The following is a 17,076-nucleotide window of genomic DNA, read 5'->3' as shown; positions in this document are numbered from 1 at the left end:
AGCCGGACCCTTAGGCCAGCACGCCTACGCTAGGAGGAGGCCCGCGAGGGGCGAAATAATCTCAGAGGTGGGAGCGATGGACGCGAGGGCGCGGGCGACACCCGTCGGCACGACAAGGGACGCGGCCGCAGCGGCGCGCGTAACCTCCTTGTGTGCCCAGGCGCTATGACCCATCATGCCGTCCGTTTCGCTCGAAGCCGGCCCCGACGGTCGGCTTGGGGGCACTATCCCATGTGCGAGGCATCCCGCGGGCGTGAGCGCGCGGCGATTTGCACGAACGTAACAATATGCGAAGGCGCGTCTTCGGGGCCGGCCGCCTTCGGGGCCGACTATCTCCGCGACGACAGCGCCCTGACCGCCGCCACGGCGGCGACCATCTTGGCGGGGTCCTTCTCGCGGTTGGTCTCAAGGGAGCTGTTCATGTCAAAGCCCCAGGGCGCAAGCTCCTGTGCCGCCCGGCCGACGTTCTGTGCGCTGATGCCGCCCGCCAGGACGTACGGTCGCGCGACCTCGCGGGCGAGCGCCCAGTCAAAGGCGACGCCCGTGCCCCACCCCCCACAGAGCAGGACGAGGTCCGCGATGCTCGCGTTGGCCCGCTCCACGTCCTTGCGATTGCGCAGGGAGATGGCCTGGATGATGGGTATGTCCACGAGCTCGCGCAGAAAGGTGATGTAGGGGTTGCCCTCCGTGCCCTGAAGCTGGATGACGTCGAGCATCTCGTCGGACAGCTCGGCCACGAACCCAAGCGGCTGGTCATAGAAGACGCCCACGGCGGGGATGGTGGGGTCAAGCGCCCTCACGAGCTCCTTGAGCTGGTCGCGGTCGACGCTGCGCGGCGAGCTTGGCCAGTTGACTGTGAACCCGCAGAGGTCGGGGGCGGCTGCGTTGACGGCCGCGACGTCCTCGCGACGGCTCATGCCGCTGAGCATGACCCGCGCGTAGGGATCCTGGCTGTACAGGACGTCGTGCGTGATGATGGTGGTGGTCCTGCGTCCCAGCATGTGCGCCTCCCTCGTCGAGGGCCCCTAGAGGCCCGCCGCGCCGATGGCCCTCACTGCCTCGCGAATCTTGTCGGGCGGCAGCACGAGGGCAAAGCGGACGTACCCCTCACCATGAGGTCCGAAGCTGGATCCCGGCGTCACGATGACGCCGCTCTTCTCCATGAGCTCCATCGTGAAGGCCGAGGAGTCCGTGCGCCCGCCCGGGAGCTTGGCCCACACGAAGAGCGTGCCGTGGCAGTTGGGCCGCTCCCAGCCCAGGGCCTCGAGGCCGTCGCAGAGCGCGTCGCGGCGCTCCTGATAGGCAAGGCGCTGGCGCTCCACGCCGTCAAGCGGCCCCGTGAGGCAGGCGATGGCGACGTCCTGCTCCACGAAGAACATGCCAAAGTCCACCTGGCTGCGAAGCTTGCGCGTCGCGGCGACGACGTCGGGGCACCCCACCAGAAACGACAGGCGCACGCCCGTGACGTCAAAGGACTTGGACAGCGAGAGAAACTCCACGCCCACGTCGAGAGCGCCGGGATAGTCGAGGAAGGACCCGCCGCGCGGGCCGTCGAAGACGACGTCGGAGTAGGCGTTGTCGTGAACGACCACGATGTCGTGGGCCTTGGCAAAGTCGATGATCTGCCGGTAGAGCTCGGGCGTGCCCACCGACCCCACGGGATTGGCGGGCAGCGAGACGATCATGTACGCCGCGCGGTCCGCCACGTCGTCGGGAATGGTCGTGACGTCGGGCAGAAAGCCGTTCTCCTCGGTGAGGGGGTAGTAGTGGGGCGTGGCGCCCGCGAGGAGCGTGCCCGCCCTAAACACCGGATAGCAGGGGTCGGGAATGAGGGCGACGTCGCCGGGGTCCGCCAGCGCGGCGCACACGTACTGCATGCCCTCCTGGGTGCCCCGACAGCTCATGACCATGTCGGGCGTGATGCCCGACACCTGGTAGCGCCTCTCGTAGTAGGCGCAGACGGCCTGGAGGAGCTCGTCCTTGTCGTGCAGGGAGTACTTCCAGTTGGCGTCGTCCTTCGAGGCGTCCACCAGCGCCTGCTTGATGTGGGCGGGCGTGTCGAAGTCCGGCGTGCCCACCGAGAGGTCAAACACCGTGCGCCCCTCGGCCTCAAGCTCGCGGCGCCTTTGGTTGAAGTACGCAAAGACCTCGTCGCCAAACAGGTCGACCCTTTTGGAAAACCGCATCGTGCCCTCTTTCCCCCGGCGGGCAGCCAAGCCCGCCGTCATGTCGGACGCTTCCGTTGACATTGTGCTACGAGACGGCACCGGGTGCGCGAATGCGTCAAAAAAGCGGGGACGCGCCTTGGGGCGGCCTGCCCGCTTTCTCCCCTTCGCCGGACGGCGCCAGACGCAGGGCGGCGGGTCGCCCGCCTCCTGACGATGGGTCGTCTCCCAACGCATCGGTCGCATGCTAGCATCTCATAAGGTCGCACTGAGCCGTCCGCGGGCCGGCCAGCGGCGGCGCCGGGGAGAGGAGACCTCATGTCTGCCCATGCCAGGAGCTTTGGAAGCGCGCGGGACGGTCAAGAGGTGCGCCTCCTGACGCTGGAGAACGAGGGCGGCATGCGCGTCTCGGTGACGACCCTGGGCGCCATCCTCCAGGAGGTGTCCGTGCCCAACGGCAACGGCGGCGTCACCGACGTCACGCTGGGCTATGACGACGCCCACGGCTATTTGAGCCACGGCGGCTCGCTCGGCGCCGTCATCGGCCGCAACGCCAACCGCATCGCCGGGGCGAGCTTTGAGCTCGGGGGGACCACGCACCGCCTTGCCAAGACGCACGGCGCGCATAACCTCCACTCGGGCCCCCACGTGTGGCGCGAACGCGCCTGGGACGTGGTGTCGGAGCCCGCGACCCTGTCCGACGGCAGCTCGTCGGTGTGCCTGGGGCTCACCAGCCGTGACGGTGACCAGGGATTCCCGGGCTCGGCCCGCGTGACGGCAACCTACGCCTTGCGTCTTGACAACCGCCTGGAGCTCACCCTGCGCGCGGAGGTGTCGCGCACCACCATCGTCAACCTCACGAGCCACGCCTACTGGAACCTCAACGGGCACGCGGGCGGCTCGGCGCTCGGCCATCGTCTGAGCCTGGACGCGTGCGCCTACACGCCGACCGACGACGAGCTCATCCCCACCGGGCGCGTCGAGCCCGTGGAGGGGACCGCCTACGACCTGCGCGAGCCCACCGTCCTTTCCACGCGTCTCCTTGACCTTCCCCAGGGCTACGACACCAACTTCTGCCTTGACAACGGCGAGCGCGTCGAGCGGGCGGCGACCCTGGTGGGGGACGAGACGGGCATCACCATGGAGCTCTTCACCGACGCCCCGGGCCTTCAGCTCTACACCGGCGGCGGCCTTGACGCCCGGGGCAAGGCCGGCGCGCGGTACGGCGCCTTTGGGGGCATCGCCCTGGAGCCCCAGTTCTACCCGGACGCGCCGCATCACAGGAACTTCCCCCAGCCCGTCTACGCGCCGGGCCACCCCTACCTGCTGCGCATCGCCTGGGCCTTTGGGCTCGCGTGACGCGCGCCTCGCGGCTGGCGTCCCGTCACAGTTGGCAGCAGCCGTCACAGTTGGCAGGCAGGTAAACGCCGTCGTCGCCCGCTGCCCCTTGCGCTAGCATGGGTGTCATCCCAACGAAGGACGACGTGAGGACGAGCATGGCAATCACCCCCGACGAGGCGGCGGAGACCAATGCGATGGTCTCGCAGCACAACCTTGACCTGCGCACCATCACCATGGGCATCTCGCTGTTCGGCTGCGCCGACGAGAGCATGTCGCGCATGTGCGCCAAGGTCTATGACCGCATAACCCGCACCGCCGAGGGCCTGGTGGACGTGGCGGCGGACCTCGAGCGCGAGTACGGCATCCCCATCGCCAACAGGCGCGTATCCGTGACGCCCATGGCGCTGCTGGCCGCAGCCTGCCCCGACGCGGACCCCACGCCGCTGGCCCATGCCATGGATCGCGCCGCGGAGGCGCTCGGCGTCGACTTCATGGGCGGCTACTCGGCCCTCGTCCAGAAGGGCATGGGCAACGCCGACCGGCGCCTCATAGACTCCATTCCCGAGGCGCTCGCCGGCACCACCCGCGTCTGCTCCAGCGTCAACGTCGCCAGCCTGCGCGCGGGCATCAACATGGACGCCGTCCTGCTCATGGCCCAGAAGATGATCGAGGCGGCTCGCCTGACCACCGACACGGACTGCTACGGGGCCGCCAAGCTCGTCGTGTTTGCCAACATGGTCGAGGACTCCCCCTTCATGGCCGGCGCCATCCATGGCCCCGGCGAGCGCGACGCCGTGATCAACGTGGGGGTCTCGGGCCCCGGCGTCATGGCCGCCGCCCTCGGGGAGCTCTCGGCCGACGCCGACCTCATGCAGGTGGCCGAGCAGATCAAGAAGACCGCCTTCAAGATCACGCGGGCCGGCGAGCTCATGAGCCGCGAGGCGGCGCGACGGCTGGGCGTCGAGAAGGGCATCGTGGACCTCTCGCTGGCCCCCACGCCTGCGGCGGGGGACTCCGTCGCCAAGATCCTCGAGACCATCGGCGTGGGCGAGTGCGGCGGGCCCGGCACCACCTGCGCGCTCGCCCTGCTCAACGACTGCGTCAAGAAGGGCGGCGTCATGGCCAGCTCGAGCGTGGGCGGCCTCTCGGGCGCGTTCATCCCGGTGTCCGAGGACGCGGGCATGATTCGCGCCGCCCAGGACGGGGCCCTCTCGCTGGAGAAGCTCGAGGCCATGACCTGCGTCTGCTCGGTGGGCCTTGACATGATCGCCATCCCGGGCGACACGCCGGTGGAGGCCATCGCGGGCATCATCGCCGACGAGATGGCCATCGGCGTCATCAATGCCAAGACCACGGCCGTGCGCCTGATCCCCGCCATCGGTCACGCCGAGGGCGACACCCTCGAGTTTGGCGGCCTCTTTGGCAGCGCGCCGGTCATGCCCGTCAACCGGCACGCGGGCACGGTCTTCGCCCGGCGCGGCGGGCGCTTCCCCGCCCCCCTCAACTCGCTCAAGAACTGAGTCGGTCGTGCCTGCGAGGCAAGGAAGGCGCCGACCCGACGACGGCCCCCGCCCGAGGGGCCGCCGGGAGGTTGACCTCTCGGCCATCCTCGCCGACGTCGTCACGTTTCCCATTCTCGCGGCGCGCAGGGTCTGGCGCCTGGCGCGACGGCTGCGTCGGCGGGGCGGACGGGCGCGCCGTCACGTTGTCGCGGCCCTCGCCGTCACGGTGGCCCTCGCGGCCCTTGCCCTCGCGCTCGGCATCGCGGCTCTGGTGCGGGGCTGCGCCTCTCCCCCGCCGCCCCAGGCTGCGCAACCCGCCGCCGCCGACAGCGCCAGCCAGGTCACGGCCAGCGCCTCCGCCACGTCGGCCGACATTGACGTGGGGTCCGCCCGGCTTCATGTCACGAGCTCGCTCAGGGGCATCGACGAGAGTCGTCTCGACCCCGTCGTCGAGGCGCTGAGGGGCCTCTCCGACAAGGGCATCAACGTGAGCCTCGACCTCAGGACGCTTGACGGCAACATGACCATGGGCTTCAGGACCAACACGAGCTACTACACCGCGAGCAGCATCAAGGGCCTCTATGTCTGCGCCCTCTTCCAACAGCTCGTGGACACCGGCCAGGTGCCCCTGTCGGATGTGGAGGAGCGCGCCCAGGCCGCCGTCATGTGGTCGGACAACGCCTCGTACGGAAGTCTGCGCAGCCAGTACGGGACCGAGTTCTTTGCCAGCTGGCTGGACGCCGCCGGCATGGGGATGGGAGCTTACGGCACCCGCAAGGAGTACGTTGACCAGCGCTATCCCCAAAGCACGCCCGAGCAGCTGCGCGAGGCCTGGGAGGCCATCTGGCGCTACCTTTCGAGCGGCAGGGGCGCGAGCGCGACCCTGAGGTCCTTCTTTGAGCAGCGCGAGCGCAGCCCCATCAAGGACGCCCTGGGTGACGAGGACGACGACTCCGTCATCACGCTGTCCAAGGCCGGATGGTTTCCCCTCACGGAGGAGCAGGGCGTCTCTCCCGCGGCCAACGACGCGGGCGTGGTGGTGCGCCCGGGCGACGACGGCAGGTCCTACGTCGTCGCCGTGATGTCGGACTCCTCCGAGGACCTGGAGGCGCTGAAGCCACTCGTAAAGGCGCTCGACGACTATGTCTGCGGGGGCTGAGCGCCCCTGGCCAAGGCTGAAGACGCACGACGCGAGACGGACGCGGCGGCATGGGCGACGCGGACGGCCACACACGAGGGCGGGGAGGCCCGAACATGGGACAAGATGATGTCACGCAGGGCAAGCACGCCGCGCCTCGGCGCACGCGGCGGCGGTCGGCGACGGGCCTCGCGGTGACGGGGGCGCTCCTCGCGCTGGCCGCCATGCTCGTCGTCGCGGGCGTGACGCAGGGCGTCATTCCCCTTTTGCCACGCCAGCCGCAGGGACGCCCCGCTGCGGGCGACGCGAATCCTGCGGCGCGGGAGCCCGCTTTTGACGGCGGCGCGTCCTCTGACACGACGACGGGCGCGGACGGCATGCCGGACGGCTCGGAGACCGACGGCGCTGCGCAGCCGGGGCAGACGGACGGCCCCGCGACTCTCGCGGACCAGCTTCCCGGCGAGGTGCGCCCCATCAGGGCCGCCATCGATGCGGACGGCGGCAGCGACGCCCTGTCATCAAGCGACGGCTACGCCAAGCTCACCCAGGCCGTGGGGGCCCTGGAGGACCGAGGGTACTCCGTGAGCTTCTACCTCAAGGACCTCAGCTCCGGGGCCACGCTCAGCTACCAGCCGGACGTGTCGCGCTATCCCGCCAGCAGCATCAAGGGTCCCTACCTCGTGGCCATCTACGAGACCATGGTAGAGACGGGGCGGGTGGACGGCGCGTCCGTCTCGGACCTGGCGCAGAGCCTCATCCTGAGCTCCGACAACGACGCGTTCCGCACGCTGCACCGACGCTTTGGCGAGAGCATCCTGGGGACCTGGCTCAGGGGCTTTGGCTTTGACACCACGGGCTTCGGGGGCACCAACCCCTACACGACCTACTACTATCCCTATGTCACGGCCCGCCAGCTGGCGCGCATCTGGGAGCACATGAACGAGTACCTCTCGAGCGGCACGGACGGCGCCAACTATCTGGCGTCACTGTTTGCCAGGCGCGGCGAGTCGCCCCTGGCCATGGCCGTGGGGCCGCTCTACGACAGCTGGGGTAAGGCCGGATGGTATCCCAGCCACGGCGCTTTGGGCGCCGCACCCGCAACCGTGGACGCCGGCGTGGTCTTTGCGGGGCCCAGGCCCTACGTGGTCGTGGCCATGAGCGACGCCCCGAGTGACTTTGACGCGTTGGCCCTGGTGTTCGCCGGGCTTGACGCGGCCCACGACGACCTGTAGCGAGAGGGCGTCGCATGGGCGACGGACGGACCGCCCGCTCGCGGCCCGGCAGGTACCTATAGCTTTGAGTGCCGCGACCTGCCGCGCCTATAAGTTTGAAGGCAGCACCGCCGCTCACCTATAGGTTTGATGGCGGTGCCGCCACGCACCTATACGTTTGAGGGCGGTGCCGCCACGCACCTATAGGTTTGAGAGGCCGAAGGAGACAGACCTATAGGTTTGAGGAATCACCACGGCGTTTTCCCAGGTAGGAATTCCCCTTTTTCCTCAAGCCTATAGCTCTGCACGGGAGAGGCCCTCAAACCTATAGGGATTCGCGCGCGGGACTCTCAAACTTATAGGAATCCGTGCGTGTCGTCCGCGAGCCTATAGGAACCTATAGGAATTCGCGCGCGAGACCCGCAAACCTATAGGAACCCACGCGCAGCGCTCGTAAACCCATAGGAATCCGCGCGCGGGGAGGCCTCCCCATCCGTCGCTACCAGGCGCAGGCGACGCCCCGGCAGGTGGCAACTAGCCCAGGAAGCGGACCTCGGGCTCAAGGCGCACGCCAAACTGGCGCTCGACCTCGTCCTGGACGTGCTCGATGACCGCATGGACGTCCGCCGCGGTGGCGCCGCCGTTGTTGACGACGAAGCCGGCATGCTTGGTCGAGACGCCCGCCCCGCCCACGCAGAAGCCCTTGAGGCCCGCGTCGGTGATGAGCTTGCCGGCAAAGTGGCCCTCCGGGCGCTTGAAGGTGGAGCCGGCGCTCGGCAGCTCGAGGGGCTGTTTCTCCTCGCGGCGGCGCGTGAAGTCATCCATCTTGGCGCGAATCCGGTCCTGGTCGCCCTCGCGCAGCCGGAAGGTGGCCGAGAGGACCACGAGCCCCTCGTCGCGCACGCGACTCTTGCGATAGCCCATGTTCATCTCGTCCACCGAGAAGGTGCGCAGCGAGCCGTCGGGCAGCAGACACCACACGGACTCGAGGACGTCGGCGACGCAGCCGTCGTAGGCTCCGGCGTTCATGAAGCAGGCGCCCCCCACGGAACCCGGGATGCCGCAGGCAAACTCCAGGCCCGTCAGGCCCAGCTCGCAGGCCATCTCGGACGCCTCGCGCAGGGGCACGCCCGCCTGGCACACGATGCGCTCGCCGTCAGTCGTCACGTTGACGAGGCCGTCGGTGCAGCCGATGATGACGCCGCGGTACCCCTCGTCCGACACGAGCAGGTCGCTGCCGCAGCCCAGGACGAAGAAGGCCGTGTTGGCGAGCTTGCAGGCCTCGACGGCCTCGCGCAGCTCGTCCACGTCGTCCGGCGTCACGAAGAGGTCGGCGGGGCCACCAACCTCGAAGGTGGTGTGCCTGCTCATGGGCTCGTCGGTCGCGACGTTGTCCTCCCCCACGATGCTGCGAAGCTTCCAGGTGAGCTCCCGCAAGTGGTCCGGAACGTCCTGCGAGCCCGTGAGCGCGCCCTGATTCATGCCCGTGTCACTCCCCTCGATCGGTCCGTCGTGCGGGGCAGGCCCTGCGCACGTCTGCTTGCAGTATACCAACAGCCGAGGGGCCGGGCCCGCGAAGAGGGGGCCGGAGGCGCGTTCGTTCGCATCCGTTCGCACCCCCTCGCGGGGCGTCGCTGTTTGCGAGTCGGTATCGGACCGCTGACCCATGTCCTTGTTGCCTCCCCGCCGTCTCGTGCTATAGTTGGCAACGCAGTTTCAGGGCGGGGTGAAAGTCCCCACTGGCGGTAAGCGTGCGGCACCGTGTTGCGCGCAAGTCCGCGAACCGCACAGAAAAGAGCGGTTGACCTGGTGAGATTCCAGGACCAACGGTCACAGTCCGGATGGAAGAAACGGAGGCCATCATGGCACGCAGCACTACCGTCATGCGTCACGACACCCACTCCACGACAGACCAGGCCAACGGCTGGTCAACGAAGCGCATCGCCGTCACGGCGCTCTTCTGCGCGGTGGCCGCCATCGCGACGCTGTTTCTTGAGTTTCCGATCCTGCCGAACGTGGGCTGGCTCAAGTACGACCCCTCGGGCATCGTCGCGCTCATCGCCGGCTTCGCCTTTGGGCCTGCCACGGGCGCCGTGGTGTCCGTGATTCCCTACCTCGTGCACCTTGCCACCGCAAGCGGCGTCTACGGCGTCATCATGGCGGTCCTCGCCACCTTCTCGCTCGTCATGCCCGCCGCCCTCATCTACCAGCGTGACACCACCTACCGGGGCGCCGTCGTCGGCATGGTCGTGGGAGCCGTGGTCTGCATCGTCGCCTGCGTCGTGGGCAACGTCATCGTGACCCCCTTCTACACCGGCATGCCCACCGACGCCGTCCTGGGCCTCGTCGTGCCGGCCCTCCTGCCCTTCAACCTCGCCAAGATCGCCATCAACTGCGTCGTGACGGGCATCGTCTACAAGCCCGTCATCAAGGCCCTCGGCAACTAGCCCACGGCAGGGACGCCCGACCCGAAACGAACGGTCCGCCTCACATGAAACCCGCGCCCGTCACACACGACCCCCTTGCCCGCATCGCGCACGCCACCCTGCTCTACGAGGGCGGCGTGCGCGCCCTCAACGACGTCTCCCTGACGCTTCGGCGCGGCGAGAGGGTCTGCGTCCTGGGTCCCAACGGCTCGGGCAAGTCCACGCTCGCGGGCGTCCTGGCAGGCCTGCTCGCGCCCGACGAGGGCACGGTCGCGCTCGCCGGCGAGCGCGTCCTGGACGACGGCAGGGTGGACGTGGAGGCCTACCGGCGCGCGCGCAGGAGCCTGGGCCTCGTGTTCCAGAACCCCGACGACCAGATCGTGACCTCCGTGGTCGAGGAGGACGTGGCCTTTGGCCCGGAGAACCTCGGCGTCCCCTCCGAGGAGATCGGGCGGCGGGTCGCCCGGGAGCTCCATCGCGTGGCCATGGAGGACTACGCCCAGGCCGACCCCACGCGCCTCTCGGGCGGACAGAAGCAGCGCGTGGCCATCGCCGGCGCCCTGGCCATGGAGCCGGCCCTGCTCGTGCTCGACGAGCCGGGGGCCCTGCTGGACGTGCGCGGCAGACGCTCCATCCTCAAGGTGATGGACCGTCTGAGGGAGACGGGCACGACCATCGTCCACATCACGCACTTCATGGAGGAGGCCCTCGCCGCCGACCGCGTCATCGTCATGCTGCACGGGCGGATCGCCCTGGAGGGCGCCCCTCGCGAGGTCTTTGCCCGTCAGGAGGAGCTGCGGGCCCTGGGGCTGCGCGAGCCCTGGACGGCGCGCCTTGCGACGCGCCTGTCCGAGCTGGGCGTTGACGTAACCTGGACCTGCGATGACGACAGCCTGCTGGCGGACCTCGCGCGGATGTCGCGCTCCCTCAGCTGCACGATGCCGCCGCCCCCGCAGGCGTCCTGCGACTTTGCGGCCGAAAAGACGGACCCCGTCATCGCCCTTGACGGCGTGAGCTTCTCATACCGAGACGCCTCGCAGGGCTCGCGCCCCGCCCTTGACGACGTGACGCTGGCGTTTGCGCGGGGCCGCACCACCGCCGTCATCGGCCAGACGGGATCGGGCAAGTCGACCCTGCTGCGCCTGCTCTGCTCCCTCGAGAGGCCTGACGCCGGTCGCATCGTCATCGACGGCATCGACACTGCGGACCGGTCCCGGCGCCGCGAGCTCCTGAGCAGGCTGGGCTACGTGATGCAGCGTCCCGAACGCCAGCTCTTCGCCGAGACCGTCCTGGAGGACGTGAGCTTTGGCCCCCGGAACCTGGGCCTCGACACGACCGAGGCGCGCAGGCGCGCAGAGGGCGCGCTCGAGCAGGTGGGCCTTGCCGAGCTTGCCGCAAGCTCCCCCTTTGAGCTGTCGGGCGGGCAGCAGCGGATGTGCGCCATCGCCGGCGTCCTTGCCATGCGGCCCGCCATCCTCATCATGGACGAGCCCACGGCCGGGCTCGACCCGCACAGTCGCGAGCGAATCATGAGCATCCTGCGCGAGCTCAACAGGCGGGGCGTGACCGTGGTGCAGGTGACCCACTCGCGCGAGATCGCGGTGCGCGCCGACGAGGTCGTCGTGCTCGACCAGTCCCGCGTCATGATGCACGGCTCGCCGCGCGAGGTGTTCTCGTACCAGAACGAGGCGCTGCTGCGCGAGTCCGGCCTGGGCATCCCCACGTCGATGCTGTGGGCGCGCAGGTTGCGCGAGGAGGGCGTCAGCTGTGCGGACGGACCCCTCACCATGGACGAGCTCGCCCGCTCCGTGGCCTGCGGCCTGGGACGCGCGGCCAGGCCGCGTGGCGTCGAAAAAGGGGGCGAGCGCTGATGGCGCTTAGGCTGGGCATCGGCCAGTACCTGCCGGGCAGCTCGCCCATCCACCGCCTTGACCCGCGCGTCAAGGTCACGGGAGCCCTCGCCCTGATGGTGAGCGTGTTCTTCATCACCGGCCCCTTGCAGCTCGTCCTGGGCTATGCCTGCGTCCTGGCGCTCGTCGCCGCGGCGGGGGTGCCCGTCTCGCGCCTCGTCGAGTCCATCAGGCCCATCGTCATCGTCCTTGCGCTGCTCGCCGTCTTCAACCTCCTCTTCATCAGGACGGGAGACGAGCTCTGGCGCTGGGGAGCGCTCTCCGTCACCACGGACGGCCTGCGCGTGGCCGTGATCTTCAGCCTGAGGCTCGTCATCGCCGTGATCGCATCGTCCCTCATGCTCCTCACGACCACCCCCACGCAGCTCACGGACGCCTTTGACGCCGGGCTCGCCCCCCTCTCGCGACTGGGCCTGCCGGGGCATGAGCTTGCCATGGTCTTCTCGCTCATGCTGCGCTTCATTCCCACGATCGCCGACGAGGCGCAGGCCATCCTCGACGCCCAGACCCTGCGCGGCGCGCCCCTCTCGGATGGGTCGCCCGCCCGGCGCCTCAAGGCCGTGGCGCCCATGCTCATCGCGCTTCTGGCCAGCTCGATCCATCACGCCAACGGGCTCTCGCGCGCGCTTGACGCCCGCTGCTACGCGGGCGGCGCCACCCGCAGCCACTGGCACCCCCTGCGCATGCGCCGGTCCGACTGGCTCGCGCTGCTCGCCGTGGCCGCCTACGTCGTCGCCCTGGTGGGCCTGGGACAGCTACGCTGAGGAAGTTCGCGCCGAGGCCCGAGCCCCGGTGCGAACCGGCCGGGGCGAGCGCGAGACGGCGCGGGGCGGACGTCGGGCGCCATGTTGCCAACAGGGGACGCCGGGCCCTCTCTCTGTGCTCGACGCCGTATCATTAAGATGCCCCCTCGGACGCCCGCGCCGCCGACGCGCGTCATCGCCTCCCACGGAAAGGTAAGCAGTCATGGTCTCACGCGTGTATGTCGAGAAGAAGCCCGGCTTTGACGTCAAGGCTCGGCAGCTCAGACGCGAGCTTGCGGACGTCCTGGGCATACGCGGGCTGACGGGCCTGCGCCTCGTCAACCGCTACGACGTGGAGGGCATCGACGAGGAGCTCTTCCGACGCTGCGTGCCCCTCGTCTTCAGCGAGCCGCAGTCGGACGTCGCGAGCCTCGAGCTGCCCGACGCGCACGGCGCCCAGCTCTTCGCCGTGGAGTTCCTCCCCGGACAGTTCGACCAGCGCGCCGCGTCGGCCAGCGAGTGCATCCAGCTCATCAGCCAGGGCGAGCGCCCCGTCGTCGCCTCGGCCACGCTCTATTACCTTGAGGGGGACCTCTCCGCCGAGGACGTCGCCGCCGTCAAGGGCTATGTCATCAACCCGGTGGAGGCCCGCGAGGCGTCCCTCGACGCGCGCCCCACGCTCAAGTCGAGCTACCCCGTGCCCGACGACGTCGAGGTACTCGACGGCTTTGACGCCCTCTCGCCGGACGAGCTCGCCGCCTTCATCAAGGACCGCGGCCTTGCCATGGACCTGGCGGACGTCAGCTTCTGCCAGGAGTACTTCAAGGGCGAGGGGCGCCCTCCCACGATCACCGAGATCAAGATGATCGACACCTACTGGTCCGACCACTGCCGCCACACCACCTTTGGCACCCGGCTCGAGCGGGTGACCATAGACGACGCCGCGGTGCGGCGAGCCTTTGACGCCTATCTTGACATGCGGCGCGATCTGGGGCGCGAGGACAGGCCCGTCTGCCTCATGGACATGGGCACCATCGGCGCCAAGTGGCTCAAGGCGAGGGGCGTCCTTGCGAACCTCGACGAGTCCGAGGAGATTAACGCCTGCACCGTCAAGGTCAAGGTGGACGTTGACGGGACGGACGAGGACTGGCTCTTCCTCTTCAAGAACGAGACGCACAACCATCCCACCGAGATCGAGCCCTTCGGCGGCGCCGCCACCTGCATCGGCGGCGCCATCCGCGACCCCCTGAGCGGACGGAGCTACGTGTATCAGGCCATGCGCGTCACGGGCGCGGGCGACCCGCTCGCCCCCGTCAGCCAGACCATGCGCGGCAAGCTCCCCCAGCGCAAGATCGTCACCACGGCGGCGGAGGGCTACTCCTCCTACGGCAACCAGATCGGCCTTGCCACCGGGCAGGTCAGCGAGCTCTACCACCCGGGCTACGCCGCCAAGCGCATGGAGATCGGAGCCGTCGTGGGCGCCACGCCCGCCAGCCACGTGCGCCGCGAGACGCCCGCGCCCGGCGACAAGGTGATCCTTTTGGGCGGGCGCACCGGCCGTGACGGCATCGGCGGCGCCACGGGCTCCTCCAAGGCGCACAACGTCGACTCGCTGGCCAAGGACGGGGCGGAGGTCCAGAAGGGCAACGCGCCCGAGGAGCGCAAGCTCCAGCGGCTCTTCCGTCGCGAGGACGCCTGCCGCCTCATCAAGCGCTGCAACGACTTCGGCGCCGGCGGCGTGTCCGTGGCCATCGGGGAGCTTGCCGACGGCCTGGCCATAGACCTTGACCGCGTCCCCAAGAAATACGAGGGGCTGGACGGCACGGAGCTGGCCATCAGCGAGTCCCAGGAGCGCATGGCCGTGGCGCTGGCGGCGAAGGACGTGGACGAGTTTTTGGGCTACGCCCGCGAGGAGAACCTCGAGGCCACGGTCGTGGCCGAGGTCACCGCGCGGCCCCGCCTCACGATGACCTGGCGCGGCGCCACCATCGTGGACGTGAGTCGCGCCTTCCTCTCCTCTAACGGCGCGCCCAAGCACCAGGACGTCCACGTGGTCGCCCAGGGCAGCTGGCGGCCCGCCTGGAAGGGACGCACGCTCGAGGAGCGCCTGCGGGCGCTCGTGACCGACAAGAACGTGGCCTCCAACAAGGGCCTGGCCGAGCGCTTTGACGCCACCATCGGCGCCGCGAGCGTGCTCATGCCCTTTGGCGGCGCCACGCAGCTCACGCCGGCGCTGGCCATGGCGGCCAAGCTGCCGACGGACGGCGAGACCACCACCTGCTCGGGTATGGCCTGGGGCTTCAACCCCTTCCTCACGAGCGCGAACGCCTTCACGGGCGCCTATCTTGCGGTGGTAGAGAGCCTGTGCCGCCTTGTCGCGACGGGCTTTGGGCACGAGGACGCCTATCTCACCTTCCAGGAGTACTTTGAGCGCCTGCGCGACGTGCCCGAGCGCTGGGGCAAGCCGGTGGCGGCCCTGCTCGGCGCCCTCATGGCCCAGCGCGACCTGGGCGTGGGAGCCATAGGCGGCAAGGACTCCATGAGCGGCTCCTTTGAGGACCTGGACGTGCCGCCCACCCTCGTGTCGTTTGCGACGGCCCTCGGCACGGTGGGGTGCGTGACCTCGCCCGAGCTCAAGGGCGCCGGGCATCGGCTCGTCCTCGTGAGGCCCGCCTACCTGGATGACGGCATCACGCCTAGGGCCAAGTCGCTCCTCTCCGCCATGTCGCTCGTCGAGGGGCTCATCCGCTCCGGAGGGGCGCTCGCCGTCTCGACGCCGGGCTACGGCTGCCTTGCCGAGGCGCTCTTCAAGATGTGCGTGGGCAACCAACTTGGGATGCGCCTCTCGGACGACTTTGACGAGGACGAGCTCTTCTCACCCGCCTACGGGAGCTTCGTGGTCGAGCTTGCCGAGGGGGCCACGGTCACCTCGCCGTGCGCCGACGACGTCGAGCTGCGCGCGCTGGGCGAGACGACGGCCGCCTACGCACTGGTCGTCGCAGGCCAGACGATCGACCTCGCCGGCCTGCAGGAGGCCTGGGAGGCAGAGATGGAGCCCGTCTTCGCCTATCGCAGGGCCGGCGAGCCGGTGGAGCCGGTGAGCTTTGACGTCGCGCGACGGCACGTCAGCCGGCCCGCTCCGCTCGTCAGAACTGCGCGCCCCCGCGTCATCATCCCCGTCTTTCCCGGCACCAACTGCGAGTTTGACAGCGCCCGCGCCTTTGAGCGAGCCGGCGCCGAGGCCCATGCGCTCGTGATCAACAACCTCACGCCCGACTCCGTCGCCCAGAGCACCCAGGCCCTCGTGGACGAGATCGCGCAATCCCAGATCCTCATGATCCCGGGCGGCTTCTCCGGCGGGGACGAGCCCGACGGCTCGGCCAAGTTCATCACGGCCTTCTTCCGCGCGCCGCAGGTGACCGAGGCGGTACGCGACCTGCTGCAGGCCCGCGACGGCCTCGTGCTGGGCATCTGCAACGGCTTCCAGGCGCTGGTCAAGCTCGGGCTCGTGCCGTACGGGGACATCGTGCCCATGACCGCCGACTGCGCCACGCTCACCTTCAACGCCATCGGCAGGCACCAGAGCAGGCTCGTCCTTACGCGCGTGTCCTCCAACCTGTCGCCGTGGCTGTCGCGCTGCGAGGTCGGCGACGTTCACCGCATCGCCGTCAGCCACGGCGAGGGTCGCTTCGTGGCACCTGAGCCTCTGATCAGGGAGCTGGGCGAAAGGGGGCAGATCGCCGCGCAGTACGTCGACGCCCAGGGCCTGCCGTCCATGGACCTCTCGGTCAACCCCAACGGATCCGCCTGGGCCATCGAGGCCGTGACGAGTCCCGACGGGCGCGTCCTGGGCAAGATGGGACATAGCGAGCGCAGCACGCCCGGCACCTTCAAGAACGTCCCCGGCGAGCATTACCAGCCCATCTTCGAGGGAGGCGTGGCATACTTTAGCTAGGCGCCCGCCAGACGGGGCAACCGAACACGCAGAGGCCGACCGCGACGCGTCCCGCCCTTCGCGAGGCGCGTCGCCCCTCTTGAGGAGATGCGCATGGCAGCGAACGACAGACGTCCCGACCCCGACATGCGACGCCGCACGCCCCAGCGCGGCAGGGCCAACGTCAAGGGCGAGCTCATCCTGACCGCGATCATGTTCGCGGGCGTGTTTGCCATCACCCTCGTCCTTCGGTTCGTCCTGCACCTTAACAGCGTCTACGCGCCCATCTTCACGGCCGTCATCGCCGCCGTCATCGTCTTCTACGCCTACCGGCACACCCAGAGGCAGCGCTGGGAGCGCGAGAACGCGGACGCCCAGAAGACCGTCAACCCCATCATCGAGCGCTATGCCGCCAGCCGCAGCCCCCGCCAGCTCATGCGCGACTATGCCGCCTGGGCCAAGGACGCGCACGATCCCGACCTTCAGCTGCAGTTTCTTCAGCTGATCGTGGAGACCCTCATCAAGGACGGGCACCCTGCCGAGGCGCGCACGATGCTGGGACGGATGGAGGCCTTTGCCCGCGAGAGCGGCAACGACAAGAACTTTGCCGGCTACAAGGCGGACGTCGAGGGCCGCCTGCGGTAACGGAGACGCCGACGGCGCCCCGCGGCCGACATGGCGTGGCGGCCAGCCGTGCCGTGGCGGC

12 protein-coding genes and 1 riboswitch are annotated in these 17,076 nt (G+C 69.3%); of the genes, 9 read left to right on the top strand and 3 right to left on the bottom strand.

The window, feature by feature from the left end; all coding sequences use genetic code 11:
* Nucleotides 1-329: 329 nt before the first annotated feature.
* Both BN3001_RS04620 and BN3001_RS04615 read right to left on the bottom strand, forming a co-directional pair.
* Nucleotides 330-1,001: a phosphoribosylanthranilate isomerase gene (locus BN3001_RS04620; protein ID WP_058270646.1), complete on the bottom strand. Its 672-nt coding sequence runs from the start codon at nt 999-1,001 to the stop codon at nt 330-332.
* Between the two features lie 24 nt (nt 1,002-1,025).
* On the bottom strand, nt 1,026-2,186 hold the full coding sequence (locus BN3001_RS04615; protein ID WP_058270645.1) for a pyridoxal phosphate-dependent aminotransferase: 1,161 nt from the start codon (nt 2,184-2,186) through the stop codon (nt 1,026-1,028).
* A gap of 297 nt (nt 2,187-2,483) precedes the next feature.
* On the opposite strand from BN3001_RS04615, the gene BN3001_RS04610 reads away from it, so the two are divergent.
* The 4 genes from BN3001_RS04610 to BN3001_RS04595 all read left to right on the top strand — a co-directional run bounded on the left by BN3001_RS04610 (nt 2,484) and on the right by BN3001_RS04595 (nt 7,378).
* Complete coding sequence (locus BN3001_RS04610) at nt 2,484-3,524, top strand: aldose epimerase family protein (RefSeq protein ID WP_058270644.1); 1,041 nt, start codon at nt 2,484-2,486, stop codon at nt 3,522-3,524.
* 137 nt (nt 3,525-3,661) lie between these two features.
* A complete protein-coding gene (locus BN3001_RS04605; protein WP_058270643.1) occupies nt 3,662-5,026 on the top strand; it encodes a PFL family protein in 1,365 nt (454 codons plus the stop codon).
* 7 nt (nt 5,027-5,033) lie between these two features.
* Entirely contained in the window at nt 5,034-6,167 is a 1,134-nt protein-coding gene (locus BN3001_RS04600; RefSeq protein ID WP_058270642.1) for a serine hydrolase, read from the top strand.
* A gap of 95 nt (nt 6,168-6,262) precedes the next feature.
* Entirely contained in the window at nt 6,263-7,378 is a 1,116-nt protein-coding gene (locus BN3001_RS04595) for a serine hydrolase (RefSeq protein ID WP_058270641.1), read from the top strand.
* Nucleotides 7,379-7,891: 513 nt separating this feature from the next.
* On the opposite strand, the gene murB is transcribed toward BN3001_RS04595, so the two are convergent.
* A complete protein-coding gene (murB, locus tag BN3001_RS04590; protein WP_058270640.1) occupies nt 7,892-8,839 on the bottom strand; it encodes a UDP-N-acetylmuramate dehydrogenase in 948 nt (315 codons plus the stop codon).
* Nucleotides 8,840-9,065: 226 nt separating this feature from the next.
* Nucleotides 9,066-9,214, top strand: a riboswitch (FMN riboswitch).
* 5 nt (nt 9,215-9,219) lie between these two features.
* Between murB and BN3001_RS04585 the strand changes: the two genes are divergently transcribed.
* The 5 genes from BN3001_RS04585 to BN3001_RS04565 all read left to right on the top strand — a co-directional run bounded on the left by BN3001_RS04585 (nt 9,220) and on the right by BN3001_RS04565 (nt 17,015).
* A complete protein-coding gene (locus BN3001_RS04585; RefSeq protein WP_082629984.1) occupies nt 9,220-9,804 on the top strand; it encodes an ECF transporter S component in 585 nt (194 codons plus the stop codon).
* Between the two features lie 44 nt (nt 9,805-9,848).
* Nucleotides 9,849-11,654, top strand: coding sequence for an ABC transporter ATP-binding protein (locus tag BN3001_RS04580; RefSeq protein WP_058270638.1), 1,806 nt, complete (start codon nt 9,849-9,851; stop codon nt 11,652-11,654).
* Nucleotides 11,654-12,457, top strand: coding sequence for an energy-coupling factor transporter transmembrane component T family protein (locus BN3001_RS04575; protein WP_058270637.1), 804 nt, complete (start codon nt 11,654-11,656; stop codon nt 12,455-12,457). Before BN3001_RS04580 ends, BN3001_RS04575 begins: the two co-directional genes overlap by 1 nt.
* 202 nt (nt 12,458-12,659) lie before the next feature.
* On the top strand, nt 12,660-16,391 hold the full coding sequence (locus BN3001_RS04570; RefSeq protein ID WP_058270636.1) for a phosphoribosylformylglycinamidine synthase: 3,732 nt from the start codon (nt 12,660-12,662) through the stop codon (nt 16,389-16,391).
* A 93-nt stretch (nt 16,392-16,484) separates the two neighbouring features.
* Nucleotides 16,485-17,015: a hypothetical protein gene (locus BN3001_RS04565; protein WP_058270635.1), complete on the top strand. Its 531-nt coding sequence runs from the start codon at nt 16,485-16,487 to the stop codon at nt 17,013-17,015.
* The last annotated feature ends 61 nt before the right edge of the window (nt 17,016-17,076 follow it).

The sequence above is a fragment of the Olsenella massiliensis genome (genome assembly GCF_001457795.1).
Taxonomy (GTDB): domain Bacteria; phylum Actinomycetota; class Coriobacteriia; order Coriobacteriales; family Atopobiaceae; genus Olsenella_F; species Olsenella_F massiliensis.
The sequence above is the reverse complement of the archived record's forward strand: the minus strand, read 5'-3'. Positions and strand labels throughout refer to the sequence as shown.